The following is a 20,112-nucleotide window of genomic DNA, read 5'->3' as shown; positions in this document are numbered from 1 at the left end:
GAATCCGCTGATGCGCCTACCAGGCTAACCCCCTCGGTGACCGCGATGTGATGGAACCGGCCTGTGTGAGGCGTGGCGCACTAGGGGATCGGTCACTGACTCGATCAAGATGTGCTAAGGGAACCTTAAGCGCTGGACCGGGTACAGGGTTTTCGGGCTCTTCCGGCCGGGTTCGCGCGGTGTCCGCCGGGCGTTCACCGCGGCGGGTTCCACTGGTGGGATGTGGCTGGTCGAATGTCCTTCGTTCTGGGACCAGGGCCTGGTCAGGCCGCTGGTGACGGAGTCCGGAGCGGTCGTGCTGATGTGCGACTCGTGCTCGGCCGTCTGGTCGACGCCGGCGGACTTCGAGGAGATGGAGTGGGTCGAGCCCGGCGAGCCGGACTGGCTGGTCGGCGCCGGCGTCCACGTGCGGCCGGGGACGTTCCGCTGGGCGGGTCGCCCGGACGTCGAGGCGGCGGGGATGGGCTCGCTGAAGTGGCGGGCGCTGCCCTAAGCCGTGGCGTCGATGGCTTCCGCGAGGCCGGCCGGCAGGTCGTACGGCGGCTCGTGGGGGACGAGCTTGACCGCCTTGTGCAGCTGGTCGGTGGCCAGGAGGCCGGAGATGTCGCGCATCAGCGGCGTGACGTCGGTGATCGCGGTGATCCACTCGTCGACGTAGCGGTCGACCGCCTCGCCGCCCAGCCCGACCTGGATGGCGCGGAAGTTCAGCGCGGTGTGGTGGAGGTCTCGCTCCGGGTCCCACTGGACGCGCACCGGGCTCGTCTCGAGCTGCCGCTTCCACTCGTGGTGGTCCTGGCCGGGGCGCGGAACGCTGAGCGCGGCGTGGGCGAGGGCCCACTCGAAGCCGTCGCGGGTGATGTCGATCGCCAGGACGCGCTCCTGCCCCGGCTTGCTCCCGTAGCCGCAGCGGTAGGCCATCCACCGGAACGACGGCTTGATCCACGTCATCCGGTCCCGCTTGAACGGCGCGACGAAAGTCTGTTTTTCGAGCGCGGCGTCGGCGATGGCGGGGGTGTAGGCCTGGTAGACCCGGACGGTCGTCCCGGTCTGCGCGGCCCGGACCTGCCGGTCGGGTGCCCGTTGCTGTTCGAACATGCCCGCCATGCTCCCAGCGCCCCGCCCGCCGGGCCACGAACTTTCGTGCCCAAAGAGGCACCACCCGTGATTGAAGAGTCGACACGCGTGTCGACCTTCCCATCACGCGTGTCGACTCTTTGCGCACGTCAGCCGAGGGCCCAGAGGCGGGCGTAGGGGCCGTTGGCCGCCAGGAGTTCTTCGTGGGTTCCGGTTTCGACGATGCGGCCGTGGTCCAGGACCACGATGCGGTCCGCGCGGGCCGCCGTGGCCAGGCGGTGGGCCACCACGAACGTCGTGCGGCGACGGGACACCGTCTCCGTCGCGCGGAGCACGGCCGCTTCGGTGGACGGATCCAGGGCCGCCGTGGCTTCGTCGAGCAGCAGGACGTCCGGGTCCACCAGCTCCGCCCGGGCCAGCGCGACCAGCTGGCGCTGGCCCGCTGACAGCGACCGGCCGCGTTCGCCCACCGGCTGCAGGAAGCCCGCCGGCAGGGCCGCGACGCCGTCGAACGCGCCCACCGACCGGACCGCCGCCTCGACCTCCGCGTCGGACGCCGCCGGGCGGCCGTAGCGGACGTTGTCCGCGACCGTGCCCGAGAACAGGTGCGCCTCCTGCGGCACCACGCCCATCCGGCGCCGCAGCCCGGCGAGCTCGTACTCGCGGACGTCCGTGCCGTCGATCCGGACCTCGCCGCCGGTGGCGTCGTAGTAGCGCGCGACCAGCTTCACCGCCGTCGACTTGCCGGCGCCGGTCGCGCCGACCAGCGCGACCGTCTCCCCGGCCGCGACGTCCAGCGAGAACTGCTCCAGCGCCTTCGCCTCCGTGCCGGTGTAGGAGAACTCGACCTCCTTGAACGAGACCTCGCCCCGCAGCCGCGCGGGCACCGCGACGGCGTTCTCCGCCGCCGGCACCGACGTCGGCGTCCGCAGCAGGTCGCCGATCCGGTTCAGGCCGACGCGCGCCTGCTGGTAGCCGTCGAACACCGACGACAGCTGCTGGATCGGCGAGAAGAACTGCTGCAGGTACAGCAGGAACGCGAGCAGCACGCCGGCCGACAGGGTGCCCGCCGAGACGCGGTTCGCGCCCGCGACCAGGACCGTGGTCGTCGCCAGGTCGGACAACAGCGCCACCAGCGGGAAGTACGTCGCGACGTACCGCTGCGCCCGCAGCCGCGACAGCCGGTACTCGTCGCTGCGCGAAGCGAAGGCCTCCGCCGAACGGTCTTCGCGCGTGTACGCCTGCGCGACGCGCAGGCCGCTGACGTTCTCCTGCATGTCCGCGTTGACGACGCTGACCCGCTCTCGGGCCTCGTTGTACGCCTTCGACGCCGCCCGCCGGAAGATCACCGTCGCCACCGCCAGCACCGGGACCATCGCCAGCGCGTACAGCGCCAGCCCGGCGTCGGTGACCAGCAGCGCGGCCGTGATCCCGGCCAGCGTCAGCGCACTGACCACCGCGGTGGCCAGCCCGGTCTGCAGGAACGTCGACAGTGCGTCGACGTCCGTCGTCATCCGGGTCATGATCTTCCCGGACAGCTCGCGCTCGTAGTAGTCGAGCCCGAGCCGCTGCAGGTGCGCGTAACTGCGGACGCGCAGCGCGTACAGCACCGTCTCGCCGACCCGGGACGTCAGGCGCGTCTGCGCGAACACCACGGCCCAGTCGGCCGCGATCACCGCGGCGCCGATCCCGGCGGCCAGCCAGATCATCCACTCGACGCCCGTCCGGACGCCGTGGTCGACGCCGAACTGGTACAGCCCGGGCAGCGCGATCGACGCCAGCGCGTCGGCCGCCACCAGCGCGATCACCACGGCCAGCGGCCAGCGGACCGGCCGCAGCAGCCGGGCCAGCCGGAACCCGGGGTCGGGCGCGGTGACGTCCACATCGGACAGTCGTGGCTCGTCGGCCGCGACCGGGAGCTTCCGCACGCCCTCGATCAGCTCCGGCGTCGGCGGCACGTCGAGGCCGCCGCCCCCGCCGACGAAGCCGCTGTTGTTCGGGTTGCCGCTGCGCTGCCGCGCCGCGTCGGCCAGGTCGTCGACCTCGTCGCGGCTCTCGTCCCGCGGCCAGAGCGCCGGCGTGATCCCGGCCGGGCCGCAGTCGAGACCCTCGCAGCGGTGCTTCTCCTCGACGTCGTCGCCCGGGCCCGCGACCAGCTCGCGGAACAGCGGGCAGCGCGCCATCAGCTCTGCTTCGGTGCCGACGTCGACGACGCGGCCTTCGTCGAGCACCGCGATCCGGTCGGCCAGCGCCAGCGTCGAGCGCCGGTGCGCGATCAGCAGCGTCGTCCGGCCGGCGGTGACCGAGCGCAGGGTGTCGTGGATCGCCGCCTCGGTGACGGTGTCGATGGCCGACGTCGCGTCGTCGAGGATCAGGATCCGCGGGTCGGTGATCAGGGCGCGGGCCAGCCCGAGCCGCTGCCGCTGGCCGCCGGACAGGGTGAGCCCGCGCTCGCCGACCAGCGTGTCGTAGCCCTCGGGCAGCTCGCGGATGAAGCCGTCCGCCTCCGCGGCGCGCGCGGCCGCGACGATCTCCTCTTCGCTCGCGTCCGGGCGGCCGTACGCGATGTTGTCCCGGATCGACGAGGAGAACAGGAACGCCTCCTCGAACACCACGCCGATCGCCTGCCGCAGCTGCCGCAGCGGGACGTCCCGGACGTCGAGGCCACCGACCCGCACCGCGCCCGCGTGGACGTCGTAGAACCGGGGCAGCAGCAGGGAGATCGTCGACTTCCCGGAGCCCGCGGTGCCGACCAGCGCGAGCGTCTCGCCCGGGTTCGCGGTGACCGAGAGGCCGGCCAGCACGGGCTCGTTGCGCGTGTAGCCGAACCGGACGTCTTCGAGTTCGACGCCGATCGGCCCCGGCGGCAGCGGCCGTGCGCCGGGGGAGTCGACGACCTCCGGCTGCGCGTCGATCAGCTCGTACACGCGCTCGGCGCCGGCGCGGGTCAGCTGGGCCTGCACGACCAGGCCGGACAGCATCCGGGCCGGGCCGATCAGCGTCGCCAGGTAGGTCGCGAAGGCGAGGAACGTGCCGAGGCTGATCGAGCCGTTCAGCGCGAGGACACCGCCGATGCCGAGCACGGCGACCTGGCCGGCGGCGGGCAGCGCCGCCGTCGTCGCCGCCGGCACCGCGGACAGCTTCGCCGCGCGAAGCCGCTCCGCGAACAACTTGCGCGCGGTCTTCTCGAGCTTCGAGACCTCCCGCGTCTCCTGGCCGAAGCCCTTGACCACGCGGACGCCGGTGACGGTCTCCTCGACCTGCTGCGCGACGTCCGCCGCGCGCTGCTGCGCCGACCACGTCGCCGGGAAGAGCCGCTTGCGGCTGCGGGCGATGACGACGCCGACCGCGGGCGTGACGACCAGCGCGATCAGCGTCAGCACCGGCGACATCCACAGCATCGCCGCGAACGACAGCACCGCGAAGATCACCGAGCCGAACGACAGCGGGATCTGCATGAGGATCCCGACGACGAGCTGCAGGTCGGAGATGGCCCGCGAGACGACCTGGCCGGTGCGCAGCGCGTCCTGCTTGCCGCCGTCGAGCCTCGAGACCGCGTTGAAGACGCGTTGCCGCAGGTCGTGCTGGACGTCGAGGGCGAGCTTCCCGCCGAAGTACCGCCGCATGAACGCGGTGCCGAACGCCACCAGCTGCAAGGCGACCAGAACCGCGGCGATCCCGCCCAGCGCCGACGTGTGCCCGGCCACCGCGTCGTCGACCGCCGAGCGCACCAGCAGCGGGCTCGCGGCCTGTACGCCGACGCTGAACACGGCCGCGAGCAGCGAGAGCACGACGAGGGCACGGTGCTCCCAGGCCGCGGCGGACAGCCGGCGGACCCAGCCGACGGTCTCAGCGGGTGGGAGCTCTTGACGGGAGCGGGGCGGAGCGATGGTCACGTTGTCACAGTAAGCGTCCCCACCGACAAAATATTTCCCGGAAAGCCGTGAAGGCCACCTCGAAGACTTCGAGGTGGCCTTCACGGAAGGGTGAACCTAGGTGATGTCGCGCTTCTGGTTGCCCGCCCAGCCGAGGCCGAAGAACACCAGCGTCCACGCGAAGAAGATCAACGCCGCGGCCCACCACGACAGCACACCCGGCGCCGCCGCGGTGTACTGCAGCAGCAACTGCGCGCCCGAACTGACGTCCGCGGGCAGGTTGAGCGAGTTGAACCCGAACGCGTCCGCGGCGATCCCGCCCACGATCCCGTTCGCGGTGCCGTTCGGCAGGATCCCGCCCAGCAGCGTCGTCTGGCCCCAGAGCAGGATCACGAGCACGTTCTCGATGATCAGGAACCACACCAGGAACAGCACGACGGCCAGCGGCACACTGCGCAGCACCGCGCCGAACCCGATGCCGAACAACGTCACCAGCACCGCGGCCAGCACCGTGCCGCCCAGCGCGGCCAGCCACTGCCCCGCCGACGGCCACCGGCCCGAGTCGACCGACGCCATCACGGCCACCGCCGAGACACCGAAGCTGACCAGCCCGTAGATCGCGCCCCACCCGACGTAGGTGAGCATCTTCGCGGTCAGCGCCGAGATCCGGTTGGGCGCGGTGAGGAACGTCGTCGTGATCGTCTTGCTGCGGTACTCCCCGGCCAGCGCGAAGATGCCGAACAACCCGGGGACCAGCTGCGCGATGTTCACGCCGTGCGCCAGCGCGAGCAGTCCCACCGGCACCTTCGCCGGGTCCAGGCCGATCAGCTCGGTGACCTGCCGGGCCTCGTCCGACCCCAGGAAGTCCGCGAAGTCGTTGGTGATCTTGCCCCACGCGAACGTCAGCCAGAACGCGACCAGCGCCAGCGGGATCAGCAGCACCCACCAGGTGTTCAGCGAGAGCGTCTTGCGGAACTCCGCCTTGATCAGGTTGCCCATCACTGCTGCGGTCCTCCCCAGTACTGCTGCTGCGGACCCGACGGCGGCCCCTGGGGCGGATACCCCTGAGGCGGGTACCCCGGCGGCGGACCCTGGTACTGCGGCTGCGGCGGATGACCCGGCCCGCCGGCGTACTGACCCTGCGTCAGCTGGAAGAACATCCGCTCCAGATCAGCGTGGTCCTCCTGCATCCCGTAGACCGCGATCCCGGCCTTCGCGGCCAGGTCACCGATCTGCTGCACACTCGACCCGGCGACCGCGACCCGCCCGTCCGGCGTCGGCGACACCTGCTGGACGCCGTTCTCCTGCAACGCCTTCACCAGCGCGGCCGGATCCGCCGGCTGCACCAGCACCCGCGACTGCTGGCTCTTGCGCAGCTGGTCCAGCGACCCGTAGTACCGCGTGACACCCTGGCTGATGATCACCACCTGGTCGATCAACTGCTCGACCTCGTTCAGCAGGTGGCTCGACACGAGCACCGTCCGCCCCTGCTCCCGCGCGTAAGAACGCAGGAAGTTCCGCAACCAGAGGATGCGTTCGGGGTCCAGGCCGTTCGTCGGCTCGTCCAGCACCAGCACCTGCGGATCACCGAGCAACGCCGTCGCCAGCGCCAGCCGCTGCCGCATCCCCAGCGAGAACCCGCCCGCCTTCCGGTCCGCGGCACTCCCCAGCCCCACCAGCCCCAGCACCTGGTCCGCGCGCTGATCCGGCACCCCGATCGCCGCGGCGTACACCCGAAGGTGGTTGCGCGCCGTCCGGCTCGGGTGGAACCCCTCGTTCTCCAGCACCGAACCCACCACCCGCGCCGGATTCCCCAGCTGCGAGTGTGGCCGCCCGTTGATCGTCGCCTGCCCCGCCGTCGGCGTCACCAACCCGAGCAACATCCGCAACGTCGTCGTCTTCCCGGCACCGTTCGGCCCCAGGAACCCCGTCACCGAACCCGGCTCGACCGTGAAACTGAGGTTCTGCACCGCGTTCACCGCGCCGAACTGCTTGCTCAGGTTCTGCACCACAATCCGGCCACTGCCGTCGTGCATACCGTCCCCTAACGTTCCCGCTGATGCGGCGTCATCCTGCCCTACCCGCGCCGCACCCGCCCACGGAACGCACGAACCCACGCAGAGCGACCTTCGTCACTTTCCGCAACCGTAGCCGGTCCCCCGCAGCACCCCCGAAAGGGTCCTGACCTCAGCGTTTACCCTCCGCTCACACGTCGGAGCCAGATCAACTCGGTAAAGAATTCGCTCGACTTGCCCACCCGGTGCAGCAAAGTCCGCCAGACCCCTCTAAGCTAGGAACCGGCGACCCGCTCCCAGTGACCCCCAGGCTGGTTGAGCGGGTCGCCCTCGTTTCTGCTTCGGGCTTCGCCCTTCACGTCAACTCATCCCTGTCTCCCGGGGGCCGAGCCCCCGGACCCCCACGGTGCCTCTGGTGCGGCTTCCAGCGGGGTGGGTTCCGGCTCGGTTCCGGGTGGGGTGGGTCGGGGTGCGGGTGCCGGGCTGGCGGGTTTTGGGCGGGGGTGGGGGTTGCGTGGCATCTTTGGTGGGTGCGGATCTTGGTTGTTGAGGATGAGCGGCGGCTTGCTGAGGCTCTTCGGGCCGGGTTGGGGGCCGAGGGGTATGCCGTTGATCTTGCCTTCACCGGGCGGGATGGGGTTTGGCTTGCCGGGGAGCATTCTTATGCTGCCATTGTTCTTGATGTCATGTTGCCTGGGTTGAACGGTTATCGGGTTTGTCGGCGGCTTCGGGAGGGTGGGGATTCCACTCCTGTGCTCATGCTCACCGCCAAGGATGGCGAGGATGATGAGATCGAGGCTTTGGATACCGGGGCCGATGACTTTCTTGCCAAGCCTTTTTCTTATGCTGTTCTGCTTTCTCGGTTGCGGGCTTTGATTCGGCGTGGGGGCTCTGTTCTTCCTGGGATTCTTCGGGTGGGGGATCTTGAGCTCGATCTTGCTCGGCGGGTTTGCCGGCGAGGAGCCGTCGATATTGCTCTTACGGGTAAGGAATTTGCTCTTCTTTCCTATCTCCTGCAGCGGGCTGGGCGGGTTGTCGGGAAGGCTGAGTTGGTTGAGAACCTTTGGGATTTCGCCTCCGCTGCCACCGCCAATCATGTCGAGGTTCATATCAGTGCCCTGCGGCGGAAGATCGATGCTCCCTTTGGGGTCGAGACCATTCGGACCGTTCGGGGGGCCGGGTACCTCGTGGTGAACTCCGGTGCTTAGGGTTCTTCGGTCCACTCGGTTTCGGGTTGCCGTTTCGGCTTTTCTTGCCTCCGGGGTTGCGCTGGGAGGTGTTTCCCTTTGGTTTGTTCTGCAGGCACAGGGGCGGCTTGAGGACGCTGCCCGGCAGCTTGCCGGAGCTCATGCCGATGCCGTTGTCCAGTTGCTCGATACCGGGGCCCGGCCGGCCGACTTGACCCTTCTCGTTCGTGACTCTGTTTATGAGGTTGCCGATCGGTCCGGCAGGGTGCTCGTGTCCTGCCCTGCCTTGCGCGGTGCTCGGCTGGGTGGGGATGTCACCTTGGCGCCTTATCAGATCGATCGCGCCTCTTCCGCCTCTGTCGGTTGTGCTCCTCAGCTCGGGGGTACCGAGGACTACCTCTCCCTGTTCGTTTCTCATGCCGTCAGCGGGGACAGCAGGTACGACGTCTTCGCCGGGGTCTCCGTGGATCCCGAGGGACAGGCTGCTGTCGACTTCGTCCGGGACGTTCTCGCGGTGGGAGTTCCTGCTGTTGCCTTGCTCGTCGGGGTGGTCGCCTGGCTTGCCGTTCGGCGGTCCCTGCGGCCGGTTGAGGCCATTCGGAGCGAGGTTGCCGAGATCGGGGCCGGGGATCTCGGGCGGCGGGTTCCCGATCCCGGCACCGGTGACGAGATCGCGCGGCTTGCCGGGACCATGAACTCCATGCTCGGGCGGCTCGACGAGGCTGTTGCGCGGCAAGGCCGGTTCACCTCGGATGCTTCTCATGAGCTGCGGACTCCGCTGGCTTCTCTGCGGACGCAGCTCGAGGTGCTGCTTGCTCATCCCGACCGGGTCGACTGGCGGCGGACCTGTGAAGGTGCGTTGCTCGATGTCACCCGGTTGCAGGATCTCGTCGCCGATCTTGTGCTGCTCGGCAAGCTCGACCACGGTGGGCCTGATCGGTTCACGGCCGTTGCACTGTCCGATGTGATCGATGTCGTGGTGGCCGGGCGTGCGGGCGTCGTCGTCGAGGTGGACGGTGCGCCTGTGGTGCTGGGGCATCGGGCCCGGCTTGAACGGCTCGTGCGCAACCTTGTCGACAACGCGCTGAGGCATGCCTTGTCTCGCGTCGTGGTCAGCGTGTCCGTTGTGGACGGGGCTGTCGTGCTCGTCGTCGCTGATGATGGGCCGGGGGTTCCCGAGGCCGACCGTGAACGGGTTTTCGATCGGTTTGTCCGGCTCGACGACGCCCGGGATCGTGATGAGGGGGGCTCCGGGCTGGGGCTGGCCATCGTTGCCGAGATCGCTCGTGCCCATGGTGGGACGGCCGAGGCCGAGGGTGGGAGCCGGTTCGCCGTCCGGCTTCCGGAGCTGAAGACGTCTTAAGGCAGCTTCAGGCTTCGTTCAGCGTTCGCGGCCGACGCTGCGGGCATGATCCTCTCTTGGCGGCCGCTCGAGTACGCGGAATACCGGGCGTCTTCGTGGTTTCCCGGGCTCACCGGGCTGCGTGCGCTTGCCGCGCTCGCCGTCGTGTTCTTCCACTACGGCGGGCCCGGTGTCGATCGGCTCCAGGGCTGGATCGCCGTTCAGCTGTTCTTCGTGCTCTCCGGGTTTCTCATCACGACCCTGGCGTTGCGTGAGGAGGACCGCGCCGGACGGATTTCGCTTCGCGGCTTCTACCTACGTCGCGTTTTTCGGATCATGCCCGTCTACTTCCTGCTGCTCGGGCTGACGGCGTTGGCCGTGACGCTCGCCGGGACCTACCAGAGCAGCCGGCTCGGTGACGCCATGCCGTTCTACCTGACCTTCTTCAACGAAGTCGTCGACTACAACACGCCCTATCCGACGTCTTGGTCGCTGGGTGTGGAGGAGAAGTTCTACCTCATCTGGCCCGCGGTGCTGCTGGTGACGTCGAGGAAGGCCGCGCTGCGTCCGCTGATCGGTGCCGGTGCGCTCGGCCTTGTGCTCGGTGTGCTGCCGCTCGCGCCGGCGCACCAGTGGGCGAGCTTGAGCGTGCACTACGGCTCGCTCGTCGTGGGCTGTCTGCTCGGGCTCGCCTTGCATCACCCGCGTGGGTTCGCCGTTTTGCGGCCGTTCACCAGTCCGGGTGCTGCCTTGCTGGTCGCGCTGGGGTTTTGCGGGCTGCAGCTGTCCGTCAAGCCGCTTGGGCAGTGGTTCGGCGGGTACTGGCAGTTCGTTGTGCCCGTTTATGCGGTGGGTGCGGCGCTGCTGCTCGTCGCGGTTGTGGGTCAGGGGCCTGTGCGGCGCGTGGTGGCGAGCCGGCCGCTGAAGTTCGTCGGCGGCCGGTCGTACGCCCTTTACCTCGCCCAGACCGGGGCCGCGGGTGTGACCGGGTTGCTGCTGCCGACCGGTCTGGCCAAGGCCGCTGCCACCTCTGCCGTCGCGCTGCTCTTCGCTTGCGGGTTGCGGCGGTGGGTCGAGCTGCCGGCCATCGCGTTCGGACGTCGGCTCGCCGCAAAAGGGGAGCGGGCCCCTGCCGCGGTGCGACAGGGACCTGCTCGGGTGAAATAAGGTCAGGCGAGGACGGTGTCCAGCGGCGTGTGCGGCAGGTCGTGGGCCACCGCGACCGGGCCGTTCGTCAGGGCGCCCGCGTGCGTGTTGAGGCCCTTCGCCAGCGCGGCGTCGGCCTGCAGCGCGGCCTTCCAGCCGTGCTCGGCCAGCTGCACCGCGTACGGCAGCGTGACGTTCGTCAGCCCGTAGGTCGACGTCCGCGGCACCGCGCCCGGCATGTTCGCGACGCAGTAGAAGACCGACTCGTGCACGGTGTACGTCGGGTCGTCGTGCGTGGTCGGCCGCGAGTCGGCGAAGCAGCCGCCCTGGTCGATCGCGATGTCCACGAGGACGCTGCCCGGCTTCATGCGGGACACGAGATCGTTCGAGACCAGCTTCGGCGCCTTCGCGCCCGGGACCAGCACCGCGCCGACGACCATGTCGGCCTGCAGCACCGACTCCTCCACCGACAGGCGGTTCGACGTCACCGTGCGGATGCGGCCACCGAAGTCGTTGTCGATCTGGCGGAGACGGTCGACGTTCGTGTCCAGGATCTCGACGTCCGAGCCGAGGCCCAGCGCGACGCGGGCGGCGTTGAGGCCCGCGACACCGCCGCCGATGACGACCACGCGCGCCGGGTGCACGCCCGGGATGCCGCCCGGCAGCACCCCGCGGCCGCCACTCGGCTTCATCAGCGAGAACGCGCCGACCTGCGGGGCCAGCCGGCCCGCGACCTCGGACATCGGGGCGAGCAGCGGCAGCGCGCCGTTCGCGGTCTGCACCGTCTCGTAGGCGATCGCCGTCGTGCCGGCGGCGAGCAGCGCGTCGGTCAGCGGGCGGTCGGCGGCGATGTGCAGGTAGGTGAAGAGGACCTGGTCCGCGCGCAGCCGGGGGTACTCCTCGGCGATCGGCTCCTTGACCTTGAGCACGAGCTCGCCCTCGGCCCACGTCTCGGCGGCGGTGGCGAGGATCTTCGCGCCGGCGGCGACGTACTCGTCGTCGGTGATGGACGAGCCGACGCCCGCGCCGGTCTCGACGAACACGTCGTGCCCGCGGCCGACCAGCTCGTGGACCCCGGCCGGGGTCAGCGCGACCCGGTATTCGTGCTTCTTGATCTCACGGGGAACAGCGATGCGCACGGTCGGCCTCCAGGGTCGGTCGCGTCGGATGCGAATGCGGTGGTGCCACTTACGGTGAGCCACCCGGACGGCGGTGTCATCGTGCTGCTCGGACATTTTTCCGCCGTGATCGTAGTGCTCCGCGGACAAGAGTGTTGACTTCGATCTCACTGGAGGTTGCAGCGTGAACACATGAGAGCTGTGTGGTTGCGGGAGTTCGGCGGGCCGGAGGCGCTCGTCCCGGAGGACGCGCCCGATCCGGTCGCCGGGCCCGGTCAGGTGCTGGTGGAAGTGGCGTTCGCGAACATCACGTTCGTCGAGACGCAGGTGCGCGCCGGGACGGGCCCCTTCCGCCCGGTGCTGCCGGTCATCCCCGGCAACGGCGTCGGCGGTGTGGTCAGCGCGGTCGGCGCGGGCGTGGACCCGGGGCTGGCCGGGCTGCGGGTGGTGACGTCGACCGGCGGCTCGGGCGGGTACGCGCAGCGCGTCGCGGTGGACGCGGCAGGGGTGTTCCCGGTGCCGGACGCGCTGGGGCTCGACGCGGCGGTGGCCCTGCTCGCGGACGGCCGGACGGCGACGGGCCTGGTGCGCGCGACCGGCGTCCGCCCCGGCGACCGGGTCCTCGTCGAGGCGGCGGCGGGCGGCGTCGGCGGCCTGCTGGTGCAGCTGGCGAAGGCGGCGGGAGCGTCGGTGGTCGGCGCGGCGGGCGGGCCGGCGAAGGCGGCCAACGTCCAGGGCGCCGATGTCGTCGTCGACTACCTGGCGCCGGACTGGACGGCCCGCGCCGGCGAGGTGGACGTCGTGTTCGACGGCGTGGGAGGGGAGATCGGCACGGCGGCGTTCGGGCTGCTGCGCCCGGGCGGCCGGATGGCGGTCTACGGCCTGGCGGGTGGGTCGTGGGCCGAAGTGTCCGAAGAGGACGCTGCGCGCCGGGACGTCTCGCTGGTGCGCTCGATCGGGAGCCCGGCGGAGATGCGGGCGTTCACGGAGTCCGCGCTGACGGAAGCCGCGGCCGGGCGGTTGGTTCCGGTGATCGGGCAGCGCTTCCCGCTGGAGAAGGCTGCCGACGCGCACACGGCGATCGAATCCCGCGCCACGATCGGCAAGACGCTCCTGGTCGCGTGACCGCGTGCCGTGAAGGCCACCCCGAGGTGGCCTTCACGGGCATTTCGTCAGGCGCGGTAGGCCGACCACGAGCTGTTCATCCGCGCGGTCTGGCCCGCGGTGAACTCGTACATGCACGAGTCGTAGCTGTAGTCCATGAAGTTGTGGACCGGGTCCTTGCCCGTCGAGGTGCAGGTGTCCTTGTTCGCGGGGCAGCCGGACGTCGCCGTCGCCTCGGCCGGGGTGTCCGACACGTAGTCGCCCGAGCCGGAGCAGCCGCCCTGGAAGGTGTGGTAGAGCCCCATCCAGTGGCCGATTTCGTGCGTGGCCGTGTCGCCCTCGTTGTAGTTCGTCGCCGAGCGGCCCGGGAGGGACTCGTCGAGGATGACGACGCCGTCCATCTTGGGCTGCGAGCTGTAGTTCCACGGGAACGTCGCCCAGCCGAGCAGGTCGTCGCCGAGGTTGGCGGTGTAGATGTTCAGCGCGTTCTTGCCGCCCTTGCGCAGCGCGTTCTTCATGTTGCGCTCGGCCGACGTGCCGTCGGTGATGCCGTTGTACCAGGTGGAGTTGTTCGTGTAGTCCGTGCTCACCAGCGAGAAGCTGTAGCCGCTCGCGGCGTACGCGCTGTTGAGGACCGAGATCTGCTTGGTGATCGTCGAGGCCGGCAGGTTGCCGGTCGAGCCGCTGGTGATCACGTGGAAGTAGACGGGGATCGAGACGGCGGCCGCGGCCTTGAACGCCGTCCGCTTGCCGGCGAGCTTGCTCTGCATGTCCGCTTCGACGCGGGCCGCTTCGGCCGGCGACAGGCTGTCGGCGTGGCCGTCCTTGCTGCGGTCCGCGCTGTGGGTCGGGGTGAAGCAGTCACCGGCGGGCGCGGCCACCGAGCTGCCGGCGCCTGCGCCCGGGACGACCAGGGCGACCAAGGAGAGCGCGGACACCGCACCCAGCTTGACGGCTCTGCGAATCCGCTCCGAACTGCTCATGGACACTCCTCTGCGACGACCCGGCCACCCCGGGTGGTGGAAGAGAAAATGCGTCAGGCGACCACCGGAATCCACCATCTTTCGGCTGGAAAAGACAATCCGAACGATCGGCGCGATCCATGCGAAGTAGTGCATACGTCGCAGGCTGGGCCGAACGGCCCATCAGCTCCAGCGCAGCGCGACCAGCTGGGTGAGCAGGGCCAGCCGGACGTCGGGGTCGTCGAGGTCCAGCGGCACCAGCTCGAGGAGCTTGCGCATCCGGTACCGCAGGGTGTTCGGGTGGATCCGCAGCTCGCGCGCCGCCGCCCGGGGGTCGCCCGGGTGCCGCAGCCACTCGTAGAGCGTCTCGACGTAGCCGGCTTTGCCCGTCTCGTCGTGCGCGCGCAGGGCGCCCAACGGGCCGAGTTCTGCGACCTTCGCCGCGACGGCCGCCGTCGCGCCGCGGTGCAGCGTCAACGCCGTCCAAGCTTCGTCGAAGGTGATCACGCGCTGGTCGAGCAGCTCGGCGCGCAGCAGGCCGAGGGCTTCGTCGGCCTGCAGGCGTGACGCGGAGAGGTCGCCGATTTCGCCGGGCGCTCCGGCCGCGGCGCGCGGGGCGCCGCCGCGCCTCGAAGCCGTCGTCGTCAGTGCTTCGCGCAGCTCCTCCCAGCCGCCGGGGCCCGGCCGGTCCGGCACCACGGCGTAGAGCAGCCCGGCCAGCTCGGTCGTCACCGGACGGCGGCCGATGCCCTGGGCGATCCGCTCGAGCAGCGCGAGCCGCAGGCCTTCCGCGTCGCGGCCGTCGCCGCCGGTGACCTCGATGACGACCACGCGGTGCGGCTCGTCGGACAGGTCCAGCTCGGCCATCGCCTTGCGCGGGTTCGCGCGGCCTTCGAGCACCCCGCGCAGCAGCTCGGCCGACGCACGGCGCTGCGCGTCCGTGTGCGCGCGCCGCCGCAGCAGGTGCAACGCGACGACGGGCGCGGCGTCGGCGAACGCGGCCGCGCGCTCGTCGGACACCGGCCCGGCGACCACCGCCCACATCGACCCGAGCAGCTCGCCGCCCATCCGGATCGGCACGATCAGCCGCGGCAGCGTGCCGTCGCGCTGGGCGGGGACGAAGATCGTCTGCCGGCCACGGGACAGCTCGCGGAACACCCCGCGCGAGCGAAAGCGCGCGAGGACGTCGTCCGGGATGCGGCGGCCCATGATCGTGGCGACGCGCGCGGGGTCGGTGAGGTCCTGGCGCGCGGAGTAGGCGAGCACGCGCGAGTTGGTGTCCTCGATGGTCACCGGCGCGTCCACGACGGACGCGACGGCGTCGGCCAGCCGGAACAGGTCACCCGAGCCGGGATCGAGGTCCTCGGACTCGTCGGCGAGGGCGTCGAGGACGGTCCGGAGCAGCCAGACGAGCTGGGCCCACGATGTCGCGGCGTGCACCTGGACGAGCGCGATCCCGCTGGCCTTCGCGGCCCGTTTCACGGCGGGCTTCGCGGCGAGCGGCGGCTTCAGGAGCACCGCGGCCGCGCCCTGCTCGGCGCTTTGCTTCACCAGGTCCGCGGCGTCTTCGGGACCGGTGGTGGCGACGCCGAGCACGAGGTCCCCCGCGGCGACGGCCCCGCCGGGTTCGGCGATGACGACGTCGGCCACGGCGGGCGGGTCGTCGGGCACCTGGAGCGCGTGGAGCAGCGTCGGCCCCACCCGGTCGACCACGCTGCGCACCGAGACCACGGGCTCATTCTGGCCGAGAAACCGCTGGACGGCTCGGTAGGGTCGACGGGTGAGCGATGCCCGGCGGATCGTCGAATCCGGCTACGACCGTTCGGCGCGGCGATACCTCGAATGGAGCGCCCGGATCCCGGACGACCCGCGGTCGCGCTTCCTGGCCGAGCTGACCGGCCGCCTCGCCGACGGCGCCGACGTGCTCGACCTCGGCTGCGGCGCGGGCGTGCCCGGCACGGCGCTGCTGGCCGAGCGCCACCACGTCCTCGGCGTCGACGTGTCTTCGGCGCAACTCGACCTCGCCCGGCGCAACGTCCCCGCGGCGCGTTTCGAGCGGGCCGACATGACCGAGGTGTCCTTTCCGGACGGGACGTTCGACGCCGTCACGGCGTTCTACTCGGTGCTGCACGTCCCGCGTGAGGAACAGGGCGCGTTGTTCGCGCGGATCGCCCGCTGGCTCCGGCCCGGCGGCTGGTTCCTGGCCTCGCTGGGCTGCAGCGAAGCGAACGGCGTCGAGGACGACTGGCTCGGCACGCCGATGTTCTTCAGCAGCCACTCGACGGCGGAGAACCGGCGCCTGCTCGCGGCGAGCGGGTTCACGCTCCTCGTCGACGAGCCGGTGACCATGCGGGAACCCGAAGGCCCCGCGACGTTCCACTGGGTGCTCGGCCGGACTTGAGCGGGCCTACCGGGGCGGCGGCGGGCGGACGCGCCGCCCCGGCAGGCGATCGTGGGGTCAGACCAGCAGGGTCTTGACCGCCCGGCGGGCGCCGGCGAAGAGCATGCCGATGTTCACCGAGCGCGGGCAGACGACGACCGCGACGACGTCTTCGTCGCGGTTGTTCCGGATGAACAGGTGCGTCAGGTTGGCGCTGTTCACGAGGATTTCCTGGAAGTAGTGCTCGCTGCTCGCGACGCCGCGGCGTTCCTTGAACACGTCCTCGATCATCACGACCGTGCGGCCCTGGAACAGGTCCAGGGTCGCGCCGGCGAGCAGGTCCAGCACTTCGGGCGGGTGCGCGTCGGTCGTGTCGACGGCCAGCAGCATCCCGGTCGCCAGGTCGACGACGCCGGCGGCCAGGCAGTCGGACACCTCCTGCCGCAGCCGCTTGACCATGATGTTCATCTGGTCCGACATGTTCTGGCCTTGGCCCAGCACGGCGGTTCTCCTTTGCGGGTGGGGGATGGGGTCACGAAGGGTCGGGGTCCTCCTGGTGCGAGGGGCCGGCCCGGATGCGGTTGAAGAGCCGGGGCAGCACCTGCCAGCCGGAAACGCGGGGCGCACGCGCGTCGTCCGTGACGCCGCTCGCGCCGGGTTCGCGCCGCGGCAGGGGTGGTTTCGGGTCGGTGTCGCCTTCGGTCCCGGGCGGCTCGGGGGCGCGGGGGCGCAGTGACGGGAGCGGGCCGGCGATGGCCACCGGCGCGGCGCCGGCCACGGCCAGAAGCCCGTCGCCGACCATCCTGGACACCTCGACCGTCACCGGGAAGACGTTGCGGCCCAGCACGAACGCGATGTCGCGGGCGCAGCGGCGGCCGTCGGCGCACGCGATGATGTCGCGGCGCGCCGGGCTCAGCGCGGCAGCGGGCGGGTCGGCGCCGGGCGCGGGCTCGAGCCGTTCGCGGTGCGGGGCGACCGGCGTGGCCAGCGACGCGAGCGCGTCGATCCGCCGCGAGGTTTCGGCCAGCAGCCGATCGAGGTCCACGCCCGGCGTGATCGGCAGCGCGACGTCCAGCGGCCGGCGGTCCACGGCGTACTCGTCGATCGAGCCCGCGACGACCGCGAACACCCCGTCGTGGCAGGCCGTCGTCGTGACCAGCCGCAGCTCGGCGCCCCCGATCCCGGCGCGCTCGCGCAGCTCGTCGTGCGGGTCCGCGCCGGCGCGCACGACCGCGGACCAGTCCGCCTCGCTGATCCGGCCCGAGCGCAGCAGCAGCGCGTCCACCCCCGGCGCGCCCGGGCTGTCGACCGCCACCACCGCGCCGTCCCGCAGGTGGACGACGCCACCGGGACGGCCCGCGAGGTAGAGGCAGCCGGTGACCCGGTCGGTCCGGCACGCGCCCAGCACCCAGGCGAGAAAGTCGAACGAAGACCGGTCTCGGGTGTCGGCCACCGCGCTCCCTGGAATTTCCGGAAATGGCGGGACTGATCGAATTCAGGCCCGAGGAGAGGGCCGACTCTATGACAGTCGCGGGCGCATTCCCAGAGGGTTCCCCCGTTTTTCGCAATCGCCGAAAATTCCTGCCGATGAACCGTTGGGAGCGAAAAGAAACCACCGCGTGGCATACCGCGGGGACGGCCGCGCCGACACAGGTGTCCGAATTTTCCTTGCAGGACAAGAAGACCGGCCCGCCATCCGACGTTCCGGGGCCTTGTGGCATCCTCTCGTCCCGCGCGTCCTGGGCGGTTGACGCGGGAATGGCGATCACACGGTTTTTCGGGAAAACGCGAGGTGATGAAGTGTACGGGCGTGACGAGGCGGAATGGGAAAGGCTGGTCGTGGCGGGGAAGGCGATCCTGATCGCGAGAGCCGTGGTGAACCGGACGATCTCCTACGGGGAATTCGCGTCCGCGCTGGCCCGCTGCACGGGACACGCCCGGTTCGACTTCACCACCGGCGACGGCCGCGCGGGCATGGCCCACCTGGTCGACCGCGTCTCGGAGGCCGCCTTCGAAGAGGCGGGTGGCCGGCTGCTCGGGGCGTTCGTGCGGGACCTCGGCGCCGACGACGCCGGACCCGGGTTCTACCGGCTCGCGAGCCGCAAGGGCCTGGCGGTGCCGCGCAGCCGCGGCGGGCGCCAGGCGTTCTGGGCCGAGCACGTGCGCGACCTCCACGAGCACTTCGTGCGCGCGGCCCGGCGGCCCGCGGCCCGGTGAAGCACGTCGTGAGCGGGAAACCGGGTTCCTGCACTGGTTTCCCGCTCACGACGTGTCTAGCGCGAGAGGACCGCGTCCAGCACCCGCCGCAGCTCGGCCGCGGGGTCGGCGACCGGCTCCGGGGCCCGCCAGGCGACGATCCCGTCCGGGCGCACGAGCGACGCGCCCCCTCGCGAAAGCCCGTAGCGCGGGGCGAACCGGTCGTCGTCGACGACGTGGCAGTCGATGCCGGCGTCGGCCGCGGCCGAAGTCCAGCCGTCGCCCGCGCACAGCAGCACCCACCCCCGGCCGAGCAGGTCCAAAGTGGACGCCAGGCCCGGCGCGCGGACGCCGGGCCGCCCGGTCGGCGCGTGGATGTCCTCGACCCGGGAACCGTCGTCCGGCTCCTCCGTCAGCACCGCGGTCGAGCGGTACCGGAACCCGAGGACGGCGTTCAGCATGTCCTCGGGCTCGGTGATCCCCGAGACGTCGAGGCCGGGGTGCATCCGCTGCTTCATGTTGTGCAGCGACGTGTCGATGATCATCCGCGCGATCGGCCGCCGCTCGGCTTCGTAGGTGTCGAGCAGGGCCGGGCCCGCTTCGCCGCGCAGCACGGCGGCGAGCTTCCACGCCAGGTCCGCGCCGTCGCCGACCGCCGTGTTGCCACCCTGGCCACCGGTCGGCGGCGTCACCTTCGCCGCGTCGCCGACCAGGAAGACGCGCCCGTCGCGGAACCGGTCGGCCAGGCGCGCGGCGACCTCCCACGAGCCGGTCCAGACGATCTCCGGCTCGAGGTCCGGCAGGTCGGTGGCGGCGCGGATCATCGCCACCAGCCGGTCGTGGGTGAAGTCCGCCGGGCTCTCGCCCTTCTCGGGGAAGTAGTCGGGCGCGAAGACGTACCGGTTCGGGACGTCGGTGTTGACCAGCCCGGCCGTGAAGTCGCCGTGCTGCAGGTAGAACAGGTCGGTCACGCCGGCCTGGACGCGGTCGCCGAGGTCGGCGTCGAACACCACGCCGAGGCAGTGGCTCAGTGCGTCCAGCCCCGTGGTCCCGATGCCGAGGCGGGCCCGGATGCCGCTGCGGCCGCCGTCGGCCGCGACGACGTAGTCCGCGCGCACCACCGTCTCCTCGCCGGAGTCGCGGTGCCGCAGTGTCGCGGTGACACCGGCTTCGTCCTGCGCGAGGTCGGCGAGTTCGGTCCGGAACCGCACCCGGGCGCCCGCCTTCTCCGCGTGGGCCAGCAGGATCGGCTCGACGACGTCCTGGCCCGCCATCCCGGCGGGCATCGTCGTCGACGCCGAGACGTCGAACTCGCTGCCGTCCTCCATCAGCCGGTGCAGGACGCGGCCGGCCAGGCTGGTCGCGACGGTGATCCGCAGTCCCTGGGACGCCCGCGGGCTCACTTCGAGGACTTCGCGGTCGATTCCTGCCCAGTGGAACAACTCCATCGTGCGCCAGTTCTGCCCGGCGGCCCGTGAGTGGACCGACGTTCCGGCGTGGCGTTCGACGGTCAGCACGTCCACTCCCGCCCGCGCCAGGAACAGCGACGCCGACAATCCGCCCAGCCCGGCCCCCACGACCAGCACCTGTACCCGCTCCGACATGACTTCCTCCCAGTCCGTGAATCTCCCTATGGAGATATCTTAGACACAGAGATATTTGACAGGCAAGGGGAGTGGGCTCCCAGGACGTGGGAACGGTTGGGTACTCCGT

17 protein-coding genes are annotated in these 20,112 nt (G+C 70.9%); 7 read left to right on the top strand and 10 right to left on the bottom strand.

All coding sequences use genetic code 11. The features are described from left to right. Window positions 1-220 precede the first annotated feature (220 nt). Window positions 221-493 (top strand): hypothetical protein, encoded by a 273-nt coding sequence (locus ACWEN0_RS01685; RefSeq protein WP_451967972.1) that lies wholly within the window; start codon window positions 221-223, stop codon window positions 491-493. On the opposite strand, the gene ACWEN0_RS01680 is transcribed toward ACWEN0_RS01685, so the two are convergent. The 4 genes from ACWEN0_RS01680 to ACWEN0_RS01665 form a co-directional block, all read right to left on the bottom strand. Beyond that, window positions 490-1,095, bottom strand: a complete 606-nt coding sequence (locus ACWEN0_RS01680) for a DUF4291 domain-containing protein (protein WP_451967970.1) — start codon at window positions 1,093-1,095, stop codon at window positions 490-492. The genes ACWEN0_RS01685 and ACWEN0_RS01680 overlap by 4 nt on opposite strands. Window positions 1,096-1,223: 128 nt before the next feature. After that, a complete protein-coding gene (locus ACWEN0_RS01675; protein ID WP_451967969.1) occupies window positions 1,224-4,970 on the bottom strand; it encodes an ABC transporter ATP-binding protein in 3,747 nt (1,248 codons plus the stop codon). Between the two features lie 96 nt (window positions 4,971-5,066). Further along, entirely contained in the window at window positions 5,067-5,948 is an 882-nt protein-coding gene (locus tag ACWEN0_RS01670; protein WP_451967968.1) for an ABC transporter permease, read from the bottom strand. Continuing rightward, on the bottom strand, window positions 5,948-6,985 hold the full coding sequence (locus tag ACWEN0_RS01665; protein ID WP_451967966.1) for an ABC transporter ATP-binding protein: 1,038 nt from the start codon (window positions 6,983-6,985) through the stop codon (window positions 5,948-5,950). Before ACWEN0_RS01665 ends, ACWEN0_RS01670 begins: the two co-directional genes overlap by 1 nt. Before the next feature lie 509 nt (window positions 6,986-7,494). On the opposite strand from ACWEN0_RS01665, the gene ACWEN0_RS01660 reads away from it, so the two are divergent. The 3 genes from ACWEN0_RS01660 to ACWEN0_RS01650 all read left to right on the top strand — a co-directional run bounded on the left by ACWEN0_RS01660 (window position 7,495) and on the right by ACWEN0_RS01650 (window position 10,660). Then, window positions 7,495-8,172: a response regulator transcription factor gene (locus ACWEN0_RS01660; RefSeq protein WP_451967964.1), complete on the top strand. Its 678-nt coding sequence runs from the start codon at window positions 7,495-7,497 to the stop codon at window positions 8,170-8,172. Window positions 8,173-8,614: 442 nt separating this feature from the next. Continuing rightward, the gene (locus ACWEN0_RS01655; RefSeq protein WP_451967962.1) at window positions 8,615-9,514 is read left to right on the top strand and encodes a sensor histidine kinase; all 900 of its coding nucleotides are present in this window, start codon (window positions 8,615-8,617) and stop codon (window positions 9,512-9,514) included. A gap of 45 nt (window positions 9,515-9,559) precedes the next feature. Then, a complete protein-coding gene (locus ACWEN0_RS01650) occupies window positions 9,560-10,660 on the top strand; it encodes an acyltransferase family protein (protein ID WP_451967960.1) in 1,101 nt (366 codons plus the stop codon). Between the two features lie 2 nt (window positions 10,661-10,662). Here the strand turns inward: ACWEN0_RS01650 and ald are convergent, their stop codons facing one another. Then, window positions 10,663-11,778 (bottom strand): alanine dehydrogenase, encoded by a 1,116-nt coding sequence (gene ald / locus ACWEN0_RS01645; protein WP_451967958.1) that lies wholly within the window; start codon window positions 11,776-11,778, stop codon window positions 10,663-10,665. A 171-nt stretch (window positions 11,779-11,949) separates the two neighbouring features. Between ald and ACWEN0_RS01640 the strand changes: the two genes are divergently transcribed. After that, window positions 11,950-12,882: a zinc-binding dehydrogenase gene (locus ACWEN0_RS01640; RefSeq protein ID WP_451967956.1), complete on the top strand. Its 933-nt coding sequence runs from the start codon at window positions 11,950-11,952 to the stop codon at window positions 12,880-12,882. 47 nt (window positions 12,883-12,929) lie between these two features. Here ACWEN0_RS01640 and ACWEN0_RS01635 read toward each other — a convergent pair whose 3' ends face one another. Beyond that, window positions 12,930-13,844, bottom strand: a complete 915-nt coding sequence (locus ACWEN0_RS01635) for a zinc metalloprotease (RefSeq protein ID WP_451967954.1) — start codon at window positions 13,842-13,844, stop codon at window positions 12,930-12,932. Window positions 13,845-14,006: 162 nt separating this feature from the next. Beyond that, window positions 14,007-15,554, bottom strand: coding sequence for a PucR family transcriptional regulator (locus ACWEN0_RS01630; protein ID WP_451967952.1), 1,548 nt, complete (start codon window positions 15,552-15,554; stop codon window positions 14,007-14,009). A 49-nt stretch (window positions 15,555-15,603) separates the two neighbouring features. Here ACWEN0_RS01630 and ACWEN0_RS01625 point away from each other — a divergent pair, with 49 nt between their 5' ends. Beyond that, entirely contained in the window at window positions 15,604-16,224 is a 621-nt protein-coding gene (locus ACWEN0_RS01625; protein WP_451967950.1) for a class I SAM-dependent methyltransferase, read from the top strand. Between the two features lie 57 nt (window positions 16,225-16,281). Here the strand turns inward: ACWEN0_RS01625 and ACWEN0_RS01620 are convergent, their stop codons facing one another. Both ACWEN0_RS01620 and ACWEN0_RS01615 read right to left on the bottom strand, forming a co-directional pair. Next, entirely contained in the window at window positions 16,282-16,704 is a 423-nt protein-coding gene (locus ACWEN0_RS01620; protein WP_451967948.1) for a hypothetical protein, read from the bottom strand. A 31-nt stretch (window positions 16,705-16,735) separates the two neighbouring features. After that, window positions 16,736-17,656: a hypothetical protein gene (locus ACWEN0_RS01615; protein WP_451967946.1), complete on the bottom strand. Its 921-nt coding sequence runs from the start codon at window positions 17,654-17,656 to the stop codon at window positions 16,736-16,738. A gap of 347 nt (window positions 17,657-18,003) precedes the next feature. Here ACWEN0_RS01615 and ACWEN0_RS01610 point away from each other — a divergent pair, with 347 nt between their 5' ends. Continuing rightward, a complete protein-coding gene (locus ACWEN0_RS01610) occupies window positions 18,004-18,420 on the top strand; it encodes a hypothetical protein (RefSeq protein WP_451967944.1) in 417 nt (138 codons plus the stop codon). Window positions 18,421-18,476: 56 nt separating this feature from the next. Here ACWEN0_RS01610 and rdmE read toward each other — a convergent pair whose 3' ends face one another. Continuing rightward, window positions 18,477-20,003, bottom strand: coding sequence for an aklavinone 12-hydroxylase RdmE (rdmE, locus tag ACWEN0_RS01605; RefSeq protein WP_451967942.1), 1,527 nt, complete (start codon window positions 20,001-20,003; stop codon window positions 18,477-18,479). Window positions 20,004-20,112: the final 109 nt, after the last annotated feature.

The sequence above is a fragment of the Amycolatopsis sp. NPDC004378 genome (assembly GCF_053602455.1).
This window is presented reverse-complemented; position numbering and strand designations above follow the sequence as displayed.